Annotated in this window: 14 protein-coding genes and 1 riboswitch; of the genes, 8 read left to right on the top strand and 6 right to left on the bottom strand. The window is 68.9% G+C overall.

What is annotated here, in order from left to right; genetic code table 11:
• Window positions 1-23: 23 nt before the first annotated feature.
• On the bottom strand, window positions 24-1,007 hold the full coding sequence (locus tag AB0H49_RS14415; RefSeq protein WP_357251282.1) for an SDR family NAD(P)-dependent oxidoreductase: 984 nt from the start codon (window positions 1,005-1,007) through the stop codon (window positions 24-26).
• Window positions 1,008-1,161: 154 nt separating this feature from the next.
• Here AB0H49_RS14415 and AB0H49_RS14410 point away from each other — a divergent pair, with 154 nt between their 5' ends.
• From AB0H49_RS14410 to AB0H49_RS14395, 4 genes are all read left to right on the top strand, one after another.
• Window positions 1,162-1,617, top strand: a complete 456-nt coding sequence (locus AB0H49_RS14410; RefSeq protein WP_357251279.1) for a hypothetical protein — start codon at window positions 1,162-1,164, stop codon at window positions 1,615-1,617.
• 127 nt (window positions 1,618-1,744) lie between these two features.
• Entirely contained in the window at window positions 1,745-5,107 is a 3,363-nt protein-coding gene (locus AB0H49_RS14405; protein WP_357251276.1) for an error-prone DNA polymerase, read from the top strand.
• A 271-nt stretch (window positions 5,108-5,378) separates the two neighbouring features.
• Window positions 5,379-6,338 (top strand): DUF4349 domain-containing protein, encoded by a 960-nt coding sequence (locus AB0H49_RS14400; RefSeq protein ID WP_357251273.1) that lies wholly within the window; start codon window positions 5,379-5,381, stop codon window positions 6,336-6,338.
• Window positions 6,292-6,525 carry a DUF167 domain-containing protein gene (locus AB0H49_RS14395; RefSeq protein WP_357251270.1) on the top strand — a complete coding sequence of 78 codons (234 nt, stop codon included), beginning with the start codon at window positions 6,292-6,294 and terminating at the stop codon, window positions 6,523-6,525. Before AB0H49_RS14400 ends, AB0H49_RS14395 begins: the two co-directional genes overlap by 47 nt.
• Before the next feature lie 101 nt (window positions 6,526-6,626).
• Here the strand turns inward: AB0H49_RS14395 and AB0H49_RS14390 are convergent, their stop codons facing one another.
• Window positions 6,627-7,091 (bottom strand): tRNA (cytidine(34)-2'-O)-methyltransferase, encoded by a 465-nt coding sequence (locus AB0H49_RS14390; RefSeq protein ID WP_355000032.1) that lies wholly within the window; start codon window positions 7,089-7,091, stop codon window positions 6,627-6,629.
• A 343-nt stretch (window positions 7,092-7,434) separates the two neighbouring features.
• On the opposite strand from AB0H49_RS14390, the gene AB0H49_RS14385 reads away from it, so the two are divergent.
• Window positions 7,435-7,680: a DUF3017 domain-containing protein gene (locus AB0H49_RS14385; protein ID WP_355000535.1), complete on the top strand. Its 246-nt coding sequence runs from the start codon at window positions 7,435-7,437 to the stop codon at window positions 7,678-7,680.
• A gap of 51 nt (window positions 7,681-7,731) precedes the next feature.
• Here AB0H49_RS14385 and AB0H49_RS14380 read toward each other — a convergent pair whose 3' ends face one another.
• The 3 genes from AB0H49_RS14380 to AB0H49_RS14370 all read right to left on the bottom strand — a co-directional run bounded on the left by AB0H49_RS14380 (window position 7,732) and on the right by AB0H49_RS14370 (window position 11,236).
• Window positions 7,732-8,877 carry a homoserine O-acetyltransferase gene (locus AB0H49_RS14380; RefSeq protein WP_357251267.1) on the bottom strand — a complete coding sequence of 382 codons (1,146 nt, stop codon included), beginning with the start codon at window positions 8,875-8,877 and terminating at the stop codon, window positions 7,732-7,734.
• Window positions 8,874-10,202: a bifunctional o-acetylhomoserine/o-acetylserine sulfhydrylase gene (locus AB0H49_RS14375; protein ID WP_357251264.1), complete on the bottom strand. Its 1,329-nt coding sequence runs from the start codon at window positions 10,200-10,202 to the stop codon at window positions 8,874-8,876. The genes AB0H49_RS14380 and AB0H49_RS14375 overlap by 4 nt, the downstream gene beginning before the upstream one ends.
• An 85-nt stretch (window positions 10,203-10,287) precedes the next feature.
• Window positions 10,288-10,398, bottom strand: a riboswitch (SAM riboswitch).
• 52 nt (window positions 10,399-10,450) lie between these two features.
• Entirely contained in the window at window positions 10,451-11,236 is a 786-nt protein-coding gene (locus tag AB0H49_RS14370) for a TetR family transcriptional regulator (protein ID WP_357251262.1), read from the bottom strand.
• Window positions 11,237-11,374: 138 nt separating this feature from the next.
• Between AB0H49_RS14370 and AB0H49_RS14365 the strand changes: the two genes are divergently transcribed.
• The gene (locus tag AB0H49_RS14365) at window positions 11,375-12,868 is read left to right on the top strand and encodes an MFS transporter (protein ID WP_355000028.1); all 1,494 of its coding nucleotides are present in this window, start codon (window positions 11,375-11,377) and stop codon (window positions 12,866-12,868) included.
• A 351-nt stretch (window positions 12,869-13,219) separates the two neighbouring features.
• On the top strand, window positions 13,220-14,437 hold the full coding sequence (locus AB0H49_RS14360; RefSeq protein WP_141807251.1) for an NADP-dependent isocitrate dehydrogenase: 1,218 nt from the start codon (window positions 13,220-13,222) through the stop codon (window positions 14,435-14,437).
• A 247-nt stretch (window positions 14,438-14,684) separates the two neighbouring features.
• Here the strand turns inward: AB0H49_RS14360 and AB0H49_RS14355 are convergent, their stop codons facing one another.
• The gene (locus tag AB0H49_RS14355; RefSeq protein WP_357251259.1) at window positions 14,685-15,572 is read right to left on the bottom strand and encodes an NAD(P)-binding domain-containing protein; all 888 of its coding nucleotides are present in this window, start codon (window positions 15,570-15,572) and stop codon (window positions 14,685-14,687) included.
• 188 nt (window positions 15,573-15,760) lie between these two features.
• Between AB0H49_RS14355 and AB0H49_RS14350 the strand changes: the two genes are divergently transcribed.
• The gene (locus AB0H49_RS14350) at window positions 15,761-16,756 is read left to right on the top strand and encodes a helix-turn-helix domain-containing protein (protein WP_357251256.1); all 996 of its coding nucleotides are present in this window, start codon (window positions 15,761-15,763) and stop codon (window positions 16,754-16,756) included.
• Window positions 16,757-16,849: the final 93 nt, after the last annotated feature.

Genomic DNA, 16,849 nt, shown 5'->3' with positions numbered 1-16,849 from the left:
TCCAGCGCAGGAAACCGCGCAGATCACCAGTGGGTGCCGGGCACCCAGCGCGCGGCGCGGCGCAGCACGGTGCCGGTGACCCGGCGCGCGGTCGAAGGTTCCCGCGGTTCCGCTTGCGGTGCAACGGGTTCCGCGTCTTCCTCGGTATCGGCGGTCTCGCCTTTCGCGGCGGGTGAGTCCGGCAGCGCGCGGTAGTAGCGGTGCAGGACGCGGTCACGCAACTTGGGCGTGAGCAGCGCGCCGTACTCCGCGATGGTGCCGATCGGGACGTCGATCCGCTTGGGCCGCTCGGTGAGCGCGCGCACGATCGTGGCCGCCGCCCACTCGGGCGATTCCGACGGCCCCTGGTCGCCGCTCGGCGTGATCATCGGTGTGCGCACCAGCGGCATGTGGATGGTGGTGAAGGTGACGCCGTCGGCCATGGTCTCCACGGCCGCCACCTCGGTGAACTTGTCCAGCGCCGCCTTGCTCGCCAGGTACGCCGAGAACCGCGGAGTTGCGACTTGCACACCCGCGCTGCTGATCTGGACGATGTGGCCGAACCCGCGCTCGCGCATCTGCGGCAGCAGAGCCAGCGTCATGCGCAGCGCGCCGAAGTAGTTCACCGCCATGGTCCGCTCGAAGTCGTGCAGGCGGTCGGTGGAGCGGTGGATGGCGCGGCGAATCGAGCGGCCCGCGTTGTTCACCAGCATGTCGACGTGGCCGTGCTCGTCGAGGATGGACTCGAGGGTGTGGTCGACGGAATCGGAATCCGTGACGTCGCACTGATATCCGTACGCCGATCCGCCCGCGGCGCGAATCTCCTCGACCACGGACGCGAGTTCGTCGCCGCGCCGAGCCAGCAGTAACACCGTCGCGCCTTTGGCGGCCACCGCCACCGCGGCGGCGCGGCCGATGCCGGAGGAGGCGCCGGTGATGAGGACGTGCCTGCCGGTCAGGTCCCGGTTGCGGCGGTTGTGTCGGATCTGCCCGCGCACACCGGCGTCGTCGGCGGAAGCTTGGGTCATCGGGTTTGCTCCTTTGTCGCGTCAACGGTGACGGCCCTGGATGGGCAAGAACTTACTCCGAAGTAAGTTTACTCGCCAAGTGGCGCTCGTCACGCTCGGAGACGCGTTCGAAGAGCCCTCGAATCCATCGAACATATGTGCGATACTCGTGCGCATGGCGGACGATCGGATGGCGGACATCTTTGCCGCGGTGCGGCTCGGCAGCGGGAATCCGGAAGCGGCGCGCCGCGCGCTCGGTGCGCTGTGGGAGGAACTAGATCCGTCCGGTGATCCCTTGCAGCGCTGCGTGATCGCGCATCACCTCGCCGTCCTGCAGGAGACGGACGAGGCGGCGCTGCGCTGGGATCAGCGCGCGCTGGCCGCGGTGTTCGGCCCCGGGATCCCGCTGGACGAGGGGCTGCGCTGTTTCCTGCCCTCGCTGTACCTGAACCTCGCGGACAGTCACCGCAGGCTCGGCGATTTCGACGGCGCCCGAATGCAATTGGCGATCGCGCGCGGTCACCTGCGGATCCTGGCCGACGACGCGTACGGCGAGATGATCCGCGACGGGCTGGACCGCGTGGAGGCCGCGGTCGCCGCTGGCTCCACCGAGCGGGTTCGCGAGGGCTGATCGGCGACGGGCGGCGGGTTGACGAGGGGCCCGCCGCCCGCTGGTTGCGACTCGGTATCCGTTGGGCGGACCCGCGCGCATCTTCGCATCTATCGAATGTATGTTCGAGATGAGGAGGTGACGTGTCATGGGTTGGAGCAACGGCCCGCCGACCTGGGCCGAACTGGAGCGGGTGCTGTCCGGTCGTCCCGGCCGGACCGATCCGGACGCCATGTACCCGGGCGACGGCGGCGACAGCCCAGCCTGGTCGCGCAAGCGCGAGCCGTACTCGGCCGAGCCGGTCCACCGCGACGGCCCGACCGTGCCCTACGCGGAACTCCACGCGCATTCGGCCTACAGCTTCCTCGACGGCGCCAGTCAGCCCGAAGAGCTGGTGGAAGAGGCGGTGCGGCTGGGGTTGGAGGCGATCGCGCTCACCGACCACGATGGCTTCTACGGCACCGTCCGCTTCGCGGAGGCGGCCAAGGAGTTGGGGATGGCGACCGTCTTCGGCGCGGAACTGTCGCTGGGTCCGCAGGACGTGCGGCGGCGCGCGCCGAAAACGGCCACGCACGCCGACGCGCCGGACTCCGCGCCGCGCACGGGCGCGCCGGATCCGGCCGGACAACACCTGCTCGTGCTTGCTCGCGGTCAGGAGGGCTATCGGCGGCTGTCCCGCGAGATCGCCGCCGCGCACCTGGCCGCGGGGGAGAAAGGCATCCTCCGCTACGACCTCGACGTCCTCACCGCGGCGGCGGGCGGACACTGGCACATCCTGACCGGCTGCCGCAAAGGGCACCTGCGCCGCGCGCTCGCCGAGGACCTGCGCGTAGGCGACACCCGGCTGGTGCGTGCCGAGGCCGCGCTGCGCGAACTCACCGAGCGTTTCGGCGTCGAACGGGTCGGCGTGGAACTCACCCACCACGGCGTCCCGGAGGACGACGAGCGCAACGCCCACCTCATCGACCTCGCCGACCGGCTCGGTCTTCCGGTAATCGCCACCACCGGAGCGCATTTCGCCGCCCCGGCGCAACGCCGCCGCGCCATGGCGCTGGCCGCCATCCGGGCCAGGCAGAGCCTGGACGACATCGCGGGCTGGCTGGCGCCCACCGGCGGCGCGCACCTGCGCTCGGGTGCGGAGATGGCGCGGCTGTTCGCGTCCTGCCCCGACGCGGTGGCCAATGCCGCGGCGCTGGCCCGGGAATGCGCCTTCGACCTGCGCCTCATCGCGCCCCAGCTGCCGCCCTTCGACGTGCCGGACGGCCACGACGAGAACTCCTGGCTGCGCGAACTCGCCCTCCGCGGCGCGGCCCGCCGCTACGGTTCGCGCGCGGAGAACCCGGCGGCCTACCAGCAGATCGAACACGAGCTCGCGGTGATCGAACAGCTCGGCTTCCCCGGCTACTTCCTGGTGGTGCACGACATCGTCAGCTTCTGCGCGGACAACGACATCCTGTGCCAGGGAAGGGGTTCGGCGGCCAACTCGGCGGTCTGCTACGCCATCGGCATCACCAATGTCGATCCGGTGGCCAATCAGCTGCTGTTCGAACGCTTCCTCTCGCCGGAGCGCGACGGACCGCCCGATATCGACGTGGACATCGAATCCGATCGCCGGGAGGAGGCGATCCAGCACGTCTACGCCAAGTACGGCCGCGAGTACGCCGCCCAGGTGGCCAATGTGATCACCTATCGCGGTAAGTCGGCGGTGCGCGATGCCGCACGCGCGCTGGGCTTTTCGCCGGGGCAGCAGGACGCGTGGAGCAAACAGGTGAGCCGCTGGACCGGCGTCGCGGCCGAGACCGGCACCGACATCCCCGACGAGGTGCTGCACTTGGCCGCCGACATCGAAGGCCTGCCAAGGCATCTGGGCATCCACTCGGGCGGCATGGTGATCTGCGATCGTCCCATCGCCGACGTGTGCCCGGTGGAATGGGCGCGCATGCCGGGCCGCAGCGTATTGCAATGGGACAAGGACGATTGCGCCGCGGTCGGGCTGGTGAAGTTCGACATGCTCGGGCTCGGCATGCTTTCCGCGCTGCACTACATGATCGATATGGTGCGCGAGCACAAGGGCGTCGAGGTGGAGTTGCACAAGCTCGACCTGAAAGAGACCGCGGTCTACGAAATGCTTTCGCGGGCGGATTCGGTCGGCGTCTTCCAGGTGGAGTCGCGGGCCCAGATGGCGACCCTGCCCCGGCTGAAGCCGCGCGATTTCTACGACTTGGTGGTGCAGGTCGCGCTGATTCGTCCCGGCCCGATCCAGGGCGGCTCGGTGCACCCCTACATCCGCCGTCGCAACGAGCGCGAGAAATGGGATTACGACCATCCGGCGCTGGAGAATTCGCTGGGCCGCACCCTCGGCGTGCCGCTGTTCCAGGAGCAGCTGATGCAAATGGCCGTCGACGTCGCCGGTTTCACCGCCGCCGAGGCCGATCAGCTGCGCCGCGCGATGGGTTCCAAACGCTCACCGGAACGTATGGAGCGGATCAAGGCCCGCCTCTACCAAGGCATGCGCGACCTGCACGGCATCACCGGCGAGATCGCCGATCGCATCTACGAGAAGCTCTACGCCTTCGCGAATTTCGGATTCCCGGAAAGTCATTCGCAGAGTTTCGCCGCGCTGGTGTTCTATTCGGCGTGGTTCAAGCTGCACCATCACGCCGCGTTCACGGCCGGATTGCTGCGCGCTCAGCCGATGGGCTTCTACTCCCCGCAATCCCTGGTCGCCGACGCGCGCAGGCACGGGATCGCGGTGCACGGCCCCGACATCAACGCCAGCCTGGCCGAGGCCACCCTGGAGGCGGCGGGCACCGAGGTCCGGCTCGGGCTGGCCGCCGTCCGGCACCTCGGCACGGATCTGGCCGAGCGGATCGTCGCCGCCCGGCGCGAAAGCGGACCGTACACCTCGTTCCTCGACCTCACCGGGCGGGTGGAACTCTCTGTCGCGCAAGCCGAATCGCTGGCCACCGCGGGCGCGCTCGGCAGCCTCGGCATCAGCAGGCGCGAGGCGCTGTGGGCGGCGGGCGCGGCGGCGGGAGAGCGCGCGGATCGGCTACCCGGCACCGGCGCCGCGACCACCGCCCCCGCCCTGCCCGGCATGAGCGAGCTGGAGCTCGCGGCCGCCGACGTGTGGGCCACCGGGATCTCACCGGGCAGCTACCCGACCGAATTCCTGCGCCCCCAGCTCGACGCGCTCGGCGCCATCCCCGCCTCCGGCTTGCTCGCCGTCCCCGACGGTTCCCGTGTGCTGGTCGGCGGCGCGGTCACCCACCGCCAGCGCCCCGCCACCGCCGAGGGCGTCACCTTCCTCAACCTGGAGGACGAGACCGGCATGGTGAACGTCGTCTGCTCCGTCGGCCTGTGGGCCCGGTACCGCCGCCTCGCCCAGAGCGCCACCGCCCTGCTCATCCGCGGACGGGTGCAGAACGCGGAGGGCGCGGTCAGCGTCGTCGCGGAACACCTTCAGCGTTTGCACCTGCGGATCGACGGGAAGTCACGCGACTTCCGTTGAGCGCATGTCGATCTCGCGTCAGCGCAGTCGATTCGCTCCAAATACGAGGGCCTCCGGTTGGACTTGGCGGATGCCGTCGGAGTCGCGCTCGCCGACAAGTACCGGACCGATTGCATATTCACGTTCGATCAGCGCGTCTTTCGGGCTATCGAACCGCTGATGCCAGGCGTCGCTGCCTTCCGGATTCTGCCCGCGGATCTGTGACGCCGCGCTCCGACATCTGCTGACCAACGCCGGTGACCGGGCGGGGTGCGGCGGTTACGCTGCGAGCATGCGGAAGCTTGTTGTGGTGTGCGTCGCTTTGCTCGGCTTGGCGCTGCTCGTCGGCTGCGGGGGCGATGACCGGGCCGACTCCGGTGGGCCGCCCGCCAAGACGGGTGGCTCCGCGCCGGTGTCGCCGCCCGGGTTCCGGGAGCAGGCGCCGGTGCCCGGCGACAGTCGTGGGCAGGACACCGACACCGTCGACCGCAAGGAGGTCGTCACCGGCAGCATCGACATCACCGCGGGCGATCCGATCGAGGCCGCGGCGCAGGTCTCCGACCGGGTGCGCGAGGCGGGCGGCCGGGTGGACAGCCGCACCGAGCAACCCGGTACCGACGACACCGAACCCAGCGCGTCGCTGACCGTGCGGGTGCCCGCCGACAAGACCGACGCGTTCGTGAACGGCCTCGGCGCGATCGGCACCCTCACCAGGGTGAGCACCAACCGCGACGACGTCACCATGCAATGGGAGGACCTGGACGCCAGGATCAAGGCGTTGCAGGCCTCGGTCGACCGGCTGCGCGCGCTGATCACCAGCGCCGCCAACACCGCCGATCTCATCGCCGCCGAACAGGCGCTGTCCAGCCGTCAGGGCGAACTCGACAGTCTCACCGCCCAGAAGCGCCGCCTCGACGATCAGGTCGCGCTGTCCACCCTCACCATCGAGATCACCACGACCGACAAGGAATCCGACGAGGGGCCGAGCAACTTCTGGGACGGCATCGTCGCGGGCTGGAACTCCCTGGTCGACTGGCTGAAGGACGCGATCGTGTTCACCGGCAAGGCGATTCCCTGGCTCGGCTTCCTCGCGATCGTCGGCGCCCTCGTCTTCGCCGTCGTCCGCTTGGTGCGCCGCAGGCGTCGACCTGCCGAAAGCCCTTCCACCGCAGCGGTTCCCGCGACTACCCGAACAGGAGCCCCCGATGTCGCCGACGGTGGTCAGGGCGATCATCAAACCCAACAGCCGTAAAGGCCCACTCGTCGAACCACTTCCGGACGGCACCCTCCAGCTCTACGTCCGCGCCCCCGCCGTCGAAGGCAAGGCCAACAAGGCCGCCATCGAACTCCTCGCCACCCACTTCGACGTCCCCAAAACCGCCGTCCGCCTCACCGCGGGCACCACCTCCCGCTTCAAACGTTTCGAAATCGAGGACTGAGGGGCGAGGCCTCAGAACTCGAGTTCGGTCCACGGAATGCTGATCGGGAACGGGAAATCGAACTCGATACCGTTCAGGGCCAAATGGTAGCCGTGCCGCGCTCAGATCCCGCCGGGAAAGCCCAGCTGGCGCCAGGCTTCGTAAACCGTGACGGCGGCGGCGTTGGAGAGGTTCATGGAGCGGCGGCCGGGGAGCATGGGGATGCGCAGGTGGGCGGTGACGTGCGGGTCGTCGAGGACATGGTCGGGCAGGCCGGTGGGTTCGGTGCCGAAGAGCAGGACGTCGCCGGGTTGATAGGCGACGTCGGTGTAGCGGGTCGTCGACTTGGTGGTGAAGGCGTAGACGCGTTCCGGCCGCAGCGCCGCCCACGCGGCGGGCAGGCTCTCGTGCACGGTGACCGAGGCCAGATCGTGGTAGTCCAACCCGGCCCGGCGCAGCTTCGACTCCGAGAGGTCGAACCCCAGCGGCTCGATCAAGTGCAGCTCACAGCCGGTCCCGGCGACCAGACGGATCGCGTTGCCGGTGTTCGGCGGAATGCACGGCTCGTGGAACATCAGGCGGAACACGCAACCAGTCAATCAGGCGCCGCTACAGCCGAGCCGACGGGCCACCGCCGAGAACCGAGTTCAGTTCGGCAGAAGCCGGAAAGGCACTCGGCGATGACAGACGCGTCGACTGCGCCCAGAGGGAAGTCCGCGTACTTGCGGACGAGTTCGGCCATCCGCAGCAGTCGCATTCACTGCATGAGACGGTGGCGGGCGCGGCTCTGCATCGACGGGAGCGGGTGGTGGGGGCAGGGGTGGCGAGGGTGCGTCTGCAAGAATCGGTGCCGTGACCGATCTCGACGCGTCCGGCGGACGACACGCAGGCGGTAGTCGTGCCGCGCAGTTCGTGCGCAGTCATCTGCCGATGGTGGTCGTCGCGCTGGTCGTCTTGGTCGCGGTGGTGTTCGTCGCTTCGGATCGGTGGCGGCGCGGTGCCCTGTTCTTCGGTGGGGCGACGTTGTTGGCGGCGGCCTTCCGGCTGTGCCTGCCGACCGCGCGGGTGGGGCTGCTCGCGGTGCGCAGCAAGCCGTTCGACGTGGGCGCGCTGAGTTTGCTCGGCTCCGCCATCGTCTTCTTGGCGGCGACCATCAACACGCTCGGTGTCGGCTGAGGCCGTAGCCTCCCTTCCGAGCGCTCCGACGCTGTGTCCGGCGAACCGCGACTACCGGTTCTCGCGCGCCAACCGCATGGTCTCGATGAGCAACTTGGAGACCGCTGCCGCCTCGGTCAGAAACCCGTCGTGCCCGTCGCGTGAGTGCACTACTTCCAGCCGGGCGCAGCCGGGTAGCGCATCGGCCAGTTCCTGCTGCGTGCGCAGCGGATAGAGCCGGTCGGAGTCCACGCCGCCGACCACGCAGGGCACCGGCGTCGCGGCGAGCACGGCCTCGATACCGCCGCGTCCGCGCCCGACGTCGTGTCGGTTCATCGCCTCGGTGAGCAACACATAGGTGGCGGGATCGAAACGCTTGCACAGCTTTTCGGCCTGGTGGTCCAGGTAGCTCTGCACCGCGTAGCGCCCGCCTCGCCGCGGATCCTCCGAGCCCTGCGCGTGGTTCTCGAAGCGGTGGTCGAGTTCGCCCTCGGTGCGGTAGGTGAGGTGGGCGATGCGGCGCGCGATGCCCATGCCGGTCATCGGCGCGCGATCGGTGTCGTGGTAGTCGCCGCCCTGCCAGTCCGGATCGGCCTTGATGGCGGCGATCTGGGTGGTCTGGGTGCCGATCTGGTCGGCGGTGGCGCGCGCGCCGACGGCCAGAACCAGCGCCGCGGCCACCCTTTCGGGCGCGCCGATCATCCACTCCAGCACCCGCATGCCGCCCATCGATCCGCCGACGACCGCGGCGAGCCGCTCGATGCCGAGCAGATCCAGCAGGGCGGCCTCGGCGCTCACCTGATCGCGGATCGAGATCTCCGGGAAACGCGAGCCCCACGGCTTGCCGTCCGGCGCGAGCGACGACGGCCCGGTGCTGCCCTTACAGCCGCCGAGCACGTTGGTCGCGATCACACACCATTCGTCGGTGTCCACCGGCGCGCCGGGCCCGACCATGCCCTCCCACCAGCCGGGCTGCGCGTGGACGTCGTCCGGCGTGCCGACGACGTGCGAGTCACCGGTCAGAGCGTGCTCGACGAGCACCACATTGTCCAGGGTGGGGGAGAGTTCGCCCCACCGCTGCACGGCGAGATGGACATTCGGAATCACCGCGCCGCTTTCCAGCCGCACGTCCCCGATGGCGATGACGCCGGGCCTGCCGTCCGGCGGCGGCAGCAGGCCGACGCCGGACTCGATGCTCTGCTCGGTGCTCACGGTCACGTCGTCGCCGCCGTGAATCCGGCGCGCAGATCGGCCAGAATGTCGTCGATTCCCTCGATGCCCACGGCGAGGCGGACCAGTCCCGGGGTGACGCCGGAGGCGAGCTGTTGCTCGGGTGTCAGCTGGGAGTGCGTCGTCGATGCCGGATGGATCACCAGAGAACGCACATCCCCGATGTTGGCCACGTGGCTGTGCAGGACCAACGCGTCCACGAACTTCTTGCCCGCGTCGACACCGCCGCGCAGCTCGAACGAGACGATCGCGCCGGTCCCCTTCGGCGCGAGCCGCTTGGCCCGCTCGTGCCAAGGCGAGCTCGACAGTCCGGCGTAGTGGACCGATTCGACTGCCGGATGCTCGGCCAGGAATTCGGCGACCGCCTGCGCGTTGGCGACGTGGCGCTCGACGCGCAGGCTCAGCGTCTCGATGCCCTGCGCGATGAGGAACGCGTTGAACGGCGAGACTGCCGCGCCGAGATCGCGGAGCAGCTGCACGCGGGCCTTCAGCGCGTAGGCGGGCGCGCCGAGATCGGCGAAGACCGCGCCGTGATAGCTGGGGTCCGGGGTGGTGAAGCCGGGGAAACGCGGCTCGCCCCTGTCATCGCGGACGGTCCAGTCGAACTTTCCGCCGTCGACGATCGCGCCCGCGATGGCCGTGCCGTGCCCGCCCAGGTACTTGGTGGCCGAGTGCACCACGATGTCGGCGCCGTGCGCCAGCGGCTGGATCAGGTAAGGGGTCGCGACGGTGTTGTCCACGATCAGCGGGATCCCGGCGGCGTGCGCGACCTCGGCGATGCCGGGGATGTCGAACACGGCACTGCTGGGATTGGCGATGGTCTCGCCGAAGAACGCCTTGGTATTGGGCCGGATCGCGGCGCGCCACTGTTCGAGATCGTCCGCGTCCTCGACGAACGAGACCTCGATGCCGAGCTTGGGCAGCGAGTAATGGAAGAGGTTGTAGGTGCCGCCGTACAGGTGCGGGCTGGACACGATGTGGTCGCCTGCGGAAGCCAGGTTCAGGATCGCGTACGTCTCCGCGGCCTGCCCGGAGGCGAGCAGCAGTGCGGCGACGCCGCCTTCCAGGGCGGCGATGCGCTGCTCGACCACGTCCTGGGTCGGGTTCATGATGCGGGTGTAGATATTGCCCGGCTCGGCGAGACCGAACAGCGCCGCCGCGTGGTCGGTGTCGCGGAAGGCGTAGGAGGTGGTCTGGTAGATCGGCAGGGCGCGGGCGCCGGTGCTCGGATCGGGGGCTTGGCCCGCATGCACCTGCTTGGTCTCGAAGGACCAACGGGCAGGATCGAACTCGGCCGCGACGGGGTCGGTCATATCATGCTCCACAAGAGTTGTTCGCCGGACTAACGAGATCGGTGATGCGGTCTATCCAGGACAACACATTTCCGGGAACCTCCTGACAGCGCGCTTGCCCTCGACCTTCGAGGGCCCGGTCATCACCCGGAGCACCCCACCGCTGCTGGAGGGTTGCCGTCCAGCGAGCCGGGGCTTGGCGCTGGCACTCATGACCTGACGGACATGGTAGCTGGCGGGCGGCCAATGGCCGAAATTCGTAGCCGATCTCACTCCGCCGATTCCGTCGGCGGTTCCGTGCAGACCCGCATGAACTCCGCGTACGCGTCGAGCAGCGTCGCCCGCGCCGCGCGCACCGCGATCTGCGGATCGCAGTCCATGATCAGCTCGCTGTGCACGTCCATCGCGAGGTGACACAGCATCTGCCAGGTAGAGACGATCAACCGCACGCTGAGCGCGCCTTGGGTGGTGCCGAGACGGTCGGCGAGCACCGCGGTGATGGCAGCGGACTTGCTGTCGGCGAACTCCAGCGCGCGGCTGTTGACCGAGGGGCTGTCGCGCGCGATCCGCTGCATCTGCTGGAACCTGCAGAACGACACCGCCGAGTTCTCCGTCGCCGCGTCATCGATCACCTGGAGGTAGGCGTTGCACAGCGCGCGCAGCTCGTTGCCGCCGCGCGGCTCTTCTCGCAACTTGTCGGCAACCATTTGGCCGAAGTCGAGGACCGGCGCGAGGACGATGTCCTCCTTCGTCTCGAAATACCGGTTGACGGTGCGCGGCGAGACGTCGGCCGCGTTCGCGATCTGCTCGACCGTCGTCGCGTCGAAGCCCTGCTTGTCGCACAGCTCGAGCGCGATGTTCATGATGCGCTGCCTCGTCTGCTGCTTCTTGCGCTCGCGCAGGCCGAGAGGTGCTGTGTTATCTCGCGTCGTGGACACCACGCCTTCCCGTTCCGTGGACGCGAGGCCGCCCGACGTCGCCCGCGCTGTGCTGTTCCCGGTCGCGGCGGCGTCCTCGGCCGCGTTCGTGCCCACCGGCGTCGATGAGTCGAGCATCTCCCCACTGTAACCCAGACACTCGCTCAACTGTCGCAACATGGCAAATGTCTGATTGCGACATTTTTCTATTGACGCCAAATGTCGGACAGTGACAGGATTGCTCGCACGCGCACTTCCGGACGACGAGGAGACAAGGTGAGCGAGATATCGACAGCGGTGCACGCGCCGGGTGACCGGCGCGACTCGGCCCGCTGGCTGGCGCTCGGCGTGATCGGGCTGGCCCAGCTGATGGTGGTCCTCGACGCGACCATCGTGACTATCGCGCTGCCGTTCGCGCAGCGTGACCTCGGCATCAGCGAGGGCGACAAGCAGTGGGCCCTCACCGCCTACACGCTGATCTTCGGCGGCCTGCTGCTGCTCGGCGGCCGCCTTGCCGACTACCTCGGCCGCCGCCGGATCTTCCTGGTCGGCCTCGTCGGCTTCGCGGCCGCCTCGGCGCTCGCGGGTCTGGCGCAGAACGGCGCCCAGCTCTTCGCGGGTCGCGGCTTGCAAGGCGCCTTCGCCGCGCTGCTCGCACCCGCCGCGCTCGCGCTGGTCTCGGTGACGTTCACCGAGGCGAAAGAACGGGCCCGCGCCTTCGCCGTCTTCGCGGGAATCTCCGCGGGCGGCGCCGCGATCGGCCTGATCGCGGGTGGCGCGCTCACCGAATACGCGTCCTGGCGGTGGACCCTGCTGGTCAACACCCCTATCGCGATCCTCGCGTTCGTCGGCGCGCTCGCGTTCGTCATCAAGGACGTGCCCGCGCCGCGGACCGGCGGCTACGACGTGCCCGGTGCCGTCACCGTGACAGCAGGCCTGATCGCCATCGTGTACGGCTTCAGCCGCGCGGCCGATCACGGCTGGACCTCGGGCGGCACCCTCGCGCTGCTGGTCGCTGGGCTCGCACTGCTCGTCGCGTTCGTCGCCATCGAGCGCCGTTCGTCGAATCCGCTGTTGCCCCTGCGTATTCCGGGGGAGAGCAACCGCGGCGGCGCACTGCTCGCGGCGCTGCTGATCCCCATCGCGATGTTCGCGATGTTCCTGTTCCTGAGCTTCTACTTCCAGGTCACGCTCGGTTACTCGCCGCTGAAGGCGGGCGTCGCGTTCCTGCCGTTCCCCGTGGGCATCGCGGTGTCGGCGGGCATCACCAGCGCGCTGCTGCCCAAGCTCGGACCGCGTCCGCTGATGGTCGTAGGCGCCGCGCTCGGCGTGGTCGGGTTGCTCTGGCTGGCGCAGCTGAGCTACGGCGACAGCTACGCCGCTGGTGTGCTGCCCGCCCAGCTGCTGATCGCGCTCGGCATGGGACCGCTGTTCGTCGGTATGCAGGCGGTGGCGCTGCACCGGGTGGACGAGGCCGACGCCGGTGTCGCCAGCGCGTTGCTCAACGCCGCCCAGCAGGTCGGCGGCGCGGTCGGCACCGCGCTGCTCACCACGATCTCGGTGCAGGCGGCGAAGGACTACCTCGCCGACAACCCGACCGTCGACGATTTGGCCGCTCGCGCCGCCATCTACAGCTACGACGTCGCGTTCTACGTGGGCGCGGGCTTCTTCCTCGCCGCGATTCCGGTGATCGCGCTGATGATCAAGGCCAAGCCCGCCGACTTCGCCGAGGACGCGGAGGAGAGTGTTCGCGTCCCGCTCGCGGTCTGAGCGACACCGGATACGGCCCGCGCATCGACGGTGCGCGGGCCGTCTCGCGCGCCTGGCCGCACTTCGGTTCCGGCGCAGGTCGGCGCGCTCGACTTGCTCCGGATGACATGATGGAGAAAGTGGTTGGGATCACTCGTGGGGCTACTCGTGGGTAACCGTCTAGGAGTCCGCACAGTGGCCCCTCCCCGCGCGGTGAGATCGTCGGCAGCAGTACGCTTGTCTTGCTTGCACCACACGTCCCGCAAACAACGCGGTACATATACGTTGTCTGTTGAACAGCTGGGGTCCGCTCACAAGCGTGTTCGCCTGGCCGTGCAATAAGGGCACCATCCTAGGAGGACACGAAGATCCATGTCCAAGATCAAGGTTGAAGGCACCGTCGTCGAACTCGACGGTGATGAGATGACCCGGATCATCTGGCAGTTCATCAAGGACAAGCTGATCCACCCGTACCTCGACGTGAACCTCGAGTACTACGACCTCGGCATCGAGTACCGGGACAAGACGGACGACCAGGTCACCATCGACGCGGCCAACGCCATCAAGCAGCACGGCGTCGGCGTGAAGTGTGCCACGATCACGCCGGACGAGGCCCGCGTCGAGGAGTTCGGCCTCAAGAAGATGTGGCGCTCGCCCAACGGCACCATCCGCAACATCCTCGGCGGCACCATCTTCCGCGCGCCGATCATCATCTCCAACGTCCCGCGACTGGTTCCCGGCTGGACCAAGCCGATCATCATCGGCCGTCACGCCTTCGGCGACCAGTACCGCGCCACCGACTTCAAGGTCTTCCAGTCGGGCACCGTCACCCTGACCTTCACCCCCGAGGACGGCAGCGAGCCGATCGTGCACGAGGTCGTGAAGATGCCGGACGAGGGCGGCGTCATCATGGGCATGTACAACTTCAAGAAGTCCATCGAGGACTTCGCGCGCGCGTCGTTCAACTACGGCCTGCAGCAGAACTACCCCGTCTACATGTCGACGAAGAACACCATCCTGAAGGCCTACGACGGCATGTTCAAGGACACCTTCCAGGAGATCTTCGACACCGAGTTCAAGAGCCAGTTCGACGCGGCGGGCCTGACCTACGAGCACCGTCTCATCGACGACATGGTCGCCTCCTCCATGAAGTGGGAGGGCGGCTACGTCTGGGCCTGCAAGAACTACGACGGCGACGTGCAGTCCGACACCGTGGCCCAGGGCTTCGGTTCGCTCGGCCTGATGACCTCGGTGCTGCTCACCCCGGACGGCAAGACCTGCGAGGCCGAGGCCGCGCACGGCACCGTCACCCGGCACTACCGCCAGCACCAGCAGGGCAAGCCGACCTCGACCAACCCGATCGCGTCGATCTTCGCCTGGACCCGTGGCCTCGAGCACCGCGGCAAGCTGGACAACACCCCCGAGGTGATCGGCTTCGCGCAGACCCTCGAGGACGTCGTCATCAAGACCGTCGAGGGCGGCCAGATGACCAAGGACCTCGCGCTGCTCGTCGGCGGCGACCAGGGTTACCTGACCACCGAGGAGTTCCTCGGCGCGCTCGACGCGAACCTGGCTCGCGCGCTGCGCTGAGTCGGCACCGGGGGCCGGACGCGATCCGTCCGACCCCGACCGGCGCTGGGTGATCCCAGCGCCGGGGTTGAACCGGGCACCCGCCCCACCTCACGGTGGAACGGGTGCCCGACGTGTATTCGGGGTAGACCGCGACATCGAGCTTTGGCGTGCGACGTGCACGCGGCGAAGCGTGGAGCCGGAGCCGACTCCGAGTGCCGCGCGCGGAAACGCCGTCCGTGTCGGACGAGCGCCGATTGCGCGGCAGTCAGTTGCCGGAAGGCACAGGTGCGTCGAGCAGACCGGCGAACGCCCTGGTGAAGCTGGCTGCCCCGTGCCCACGTTCGACCTCGGCGTCGAACAGCCGCTGCAGCGGATCGAGCAGATCCGTCGCCACGCCTTGGTTCCGGCTGGTCGTGCGGATGTCCGCGAGACCGGCCGCGTTGACCGCGAGATCGGAGAAGTTCACCGGGAACTCCCGCGAGTCGATCTCGGCGGCCAGCGTCGGCAGCATGTCGAGCAGCGCGCGCAGCCAGGGGGCCAGGAACGTGTCGGTGAAATCGACCGCGGAGACCCGCTCGGTGTGCACCATCGCCGTCGCCTGGAAGAAGCCGCCGAACAGCCCGTACATCCCGCCGAGCACCGCCATGTCGTGCAGCGCCGCGAGGCCCGGGTCCGCGCCGACGTACTCGGTCGCGCCCAATTCCGCTAGGACCTCGGCGAATTCGGCCTGCGCGCTGGACTCGCCGCTGTAGACGAGCAGCGTATCGGGCGTGCCCACCGTCTGCGGGACGCCGAAGATGCCGCCGTCGAGGAAGCGCGCACCGTGCTCGGTGAGCCGTTCGGCCAGCTCGCGCGCGGTGTCGGGGCGGCCGGTGGCCACGTTCAGCACCGTCCGCCCGCGCAGCGTCGCGCCGAGTGGCACGAGCTGCTCCCAGGCGGCCGCCGTGTCGGCGAGCACGGTGACGATCAGTTCGCTCGCCGCGACCGCCTCGGCGACGCCGTCCGCGCGCCGTGCGCCGAGTCCGTCGAGGTGAATCGCCTTGCCCTGCGTGCGATTCCACACCGTGGTCGGATGGCCGTTGCGCAGGAAGACCTCGGCGATCGCCGCGCCCATCCGCCCGAGACCCAGCACGGTGACCGATGTCTTGCTCATGATTCCTCCGTCGTGTCGTTCTGTCGGGTGGGCGCCCGTCGACCAGTCTTCGCGACAGAGCCGCCGAGGAGTGAGTGGCAGAACTGCCGCCTATCGAACGATTGCTGCCATACTCGAGGTATGAGCGAGCGATTCATGTGCCAGCGCGCGGGGCGCGGACCGAAGCCGAGCGTCGGCGAGGCGCGGGCATGACCGGTCGAACCGTCGCCATGGCCATCGCGCCCGGCGCGCTGCACCCGTGGGATCTCTACGAATTGGGCGTCGTCGCTTCGATTTTCGGCACACCGCAGCCCGATCTGGCCGACCCCTGGTACGAGCTGAAGGTGTGCGCGGTGGCCCCGGACCAGCAGACCCAGCCGATCGGCTTCGGCGCGTTCCTGCGCGCCGAGCACGGACTCGACGACCTGCTCACCGCCGACACCGTAATCGTGCCCTCGGTGGCGCACGAATGCGTGACCGCCGAACGCGAACTGCCACCCGAGCTGCTGGAGGCACTGGCCGCCGCGCATCGCCGCGGCGCGCGCATGGTCGCCCTCTGCGACGGCACCTTCGCGCTCGCGGCGGCGGGTCTGCTCGACGGCAGGCGGGTCACCGCGCACTGGGCGCACGCCGAGATGCTGGCGAAGCGCTTCCCGAACATCGAGGTCGACGACTCCGTGCTCTACGTCGACGACGGCGACGTGCTCACCAGCGCGGGCATGACCGCGGCAGTGGATCTGTGCCTGCACCTCGTCCGCCGCGACCTGGGAGCCGAGGTGGCCAACCAGCTCGCGCGCCGTATGGTGATCCCGCCGCACCGGTCCGGGGGTCAGGCGCAGTACGTCGACCGGAACGTTCCCGCGCGTGCCGCGGACGACCTCGGCGTGGTGCTGCAATGGGCCGTCGAGCACCTCGACGAGCCGCTGACCGTCGATACCCTGGCGGCTAAGGCCAATATGAGCCCGCGCACCTTCCACCGCCGCCTGCACCGCTCCACCGGAGCCACCCCGATGCAGTGGTTGCTCAACCAGCGCCTCGCGCACGCCCAGTCGCTGTTGGAGACCACTGACTTCAATATCGAGCGGATCAGCCGCCTGTCCGGACTGGGGACCGCGACGAATCTGCGCCGCCATTTCGCGTCCGTGGTCGGCGTGACACCCGCCGAATACCGGCGAACCTTCGCGCGCCGGGAGCCGATCGCCTGACAGATTCCCGTGGCCAGAATGGCTGTCGGTGACTCTGGGGGCGCAGGGCGATGCCGTGTGAGCTGGACTGATACCACAGCGGGCGGTGGCCGA

Origin of the sequence: Nocardia sp. NPDC050713 (genome assembly GCF_040654315.1) — a bacterium.
GTDB lineage: Bacteria > Actinomycetota > Actinomycetes > Mycobacteriales > Mycobacteriaceae > Nocardia.
Note: the sequence above shows the minus strand (reverse complement) of the source record. Positions and strands in the feature narration are given on the sequence as shown.

Excerpts from the sequence above, each read along its gene's own strand:
- AB0H49_RS14385 (WP_355000535.1), top strand. The coding sequence starts at position 7,435 with ATGGTGGTCGTCGCGCTGGTCGTCTTGGTCGCGGTGGTGTTCGTCGCT.
- AB0H49_RS14350 (WP_357251256.1), top strand. The coding sequence starts at position 15,761 with ATGACCGGTCGAACCGTCGCCATGGCCATCGCGCCCGGCGCGCTGCAC.
- AB0H49_RS14355 (WP_357251259.1), bottom strand. The coding sequence starts at position 15,572 with ATGAGCAAGACATCGGTCACCGTGCTGGGTCTCGGGCGGATGGGCGCG.
- AB0H49_RS14405 (WP_357251276.1), top strand. The coding sequence starts at position 1,745 with ATGGGTTGGAGCAACGGCCCGCCGACCTGGGCCGAACTGGAGCGGGTG.
- AB0H49_RS14410 (WP_357251279.1), top strand. The coding sequence starts at position 1,162 with ATGGCGGACGATCGGATGGCGGACATCTTTGCCGCGGTGCGGCTCGGC.
- AB0H49_RS14415 (WP_357251282.1), bottom strand. The coding sequence starts at position 1,007 with ATGACCCAAGCTTCCGCCGACGACGCCGGTGTGCGCGGGCAGATCCGA.
- AB0H49_RS14400 (WP_357251273.1), top strand. The coding sequence starts at position 5,379 with ATGCGGAAGCTTGTTGTGGTGTGCGTCGCTTTGCTCGGCTTGGCGCTG.
- AB0H49_RS14360 (WP_141807251.1), top strand. The coding sequence starts at position 13,220 with ATGTCCAAGATCAAGGTTGAAGGCACCGTCGTCGAACTCGACGGTGAT.
- AB0H49_RS14395 (WP_357251270.1), top strand. The coding sequence starts at position 6,292 with ATGTCGCCGACGGTGGTCAGGGCGATCATCAAACCCAACAGCCGTAAA.
- AB0H49_RS14375 (WP_357251264.1), bottom strand. The coding sequence starts at position 10,202 with ATGACCGACCCCGTCGCGGCCGAGTTCGATCCTGCCCGTTGGTCCTTC.
- AB0H49_RS14370 (WP_357251262.1), bottom strand. The coding sequence starts at position 11,236 with ATGCTCGACTCATCGACGCCGGTGGGCACGAACGCGGCCGAGGACGCC.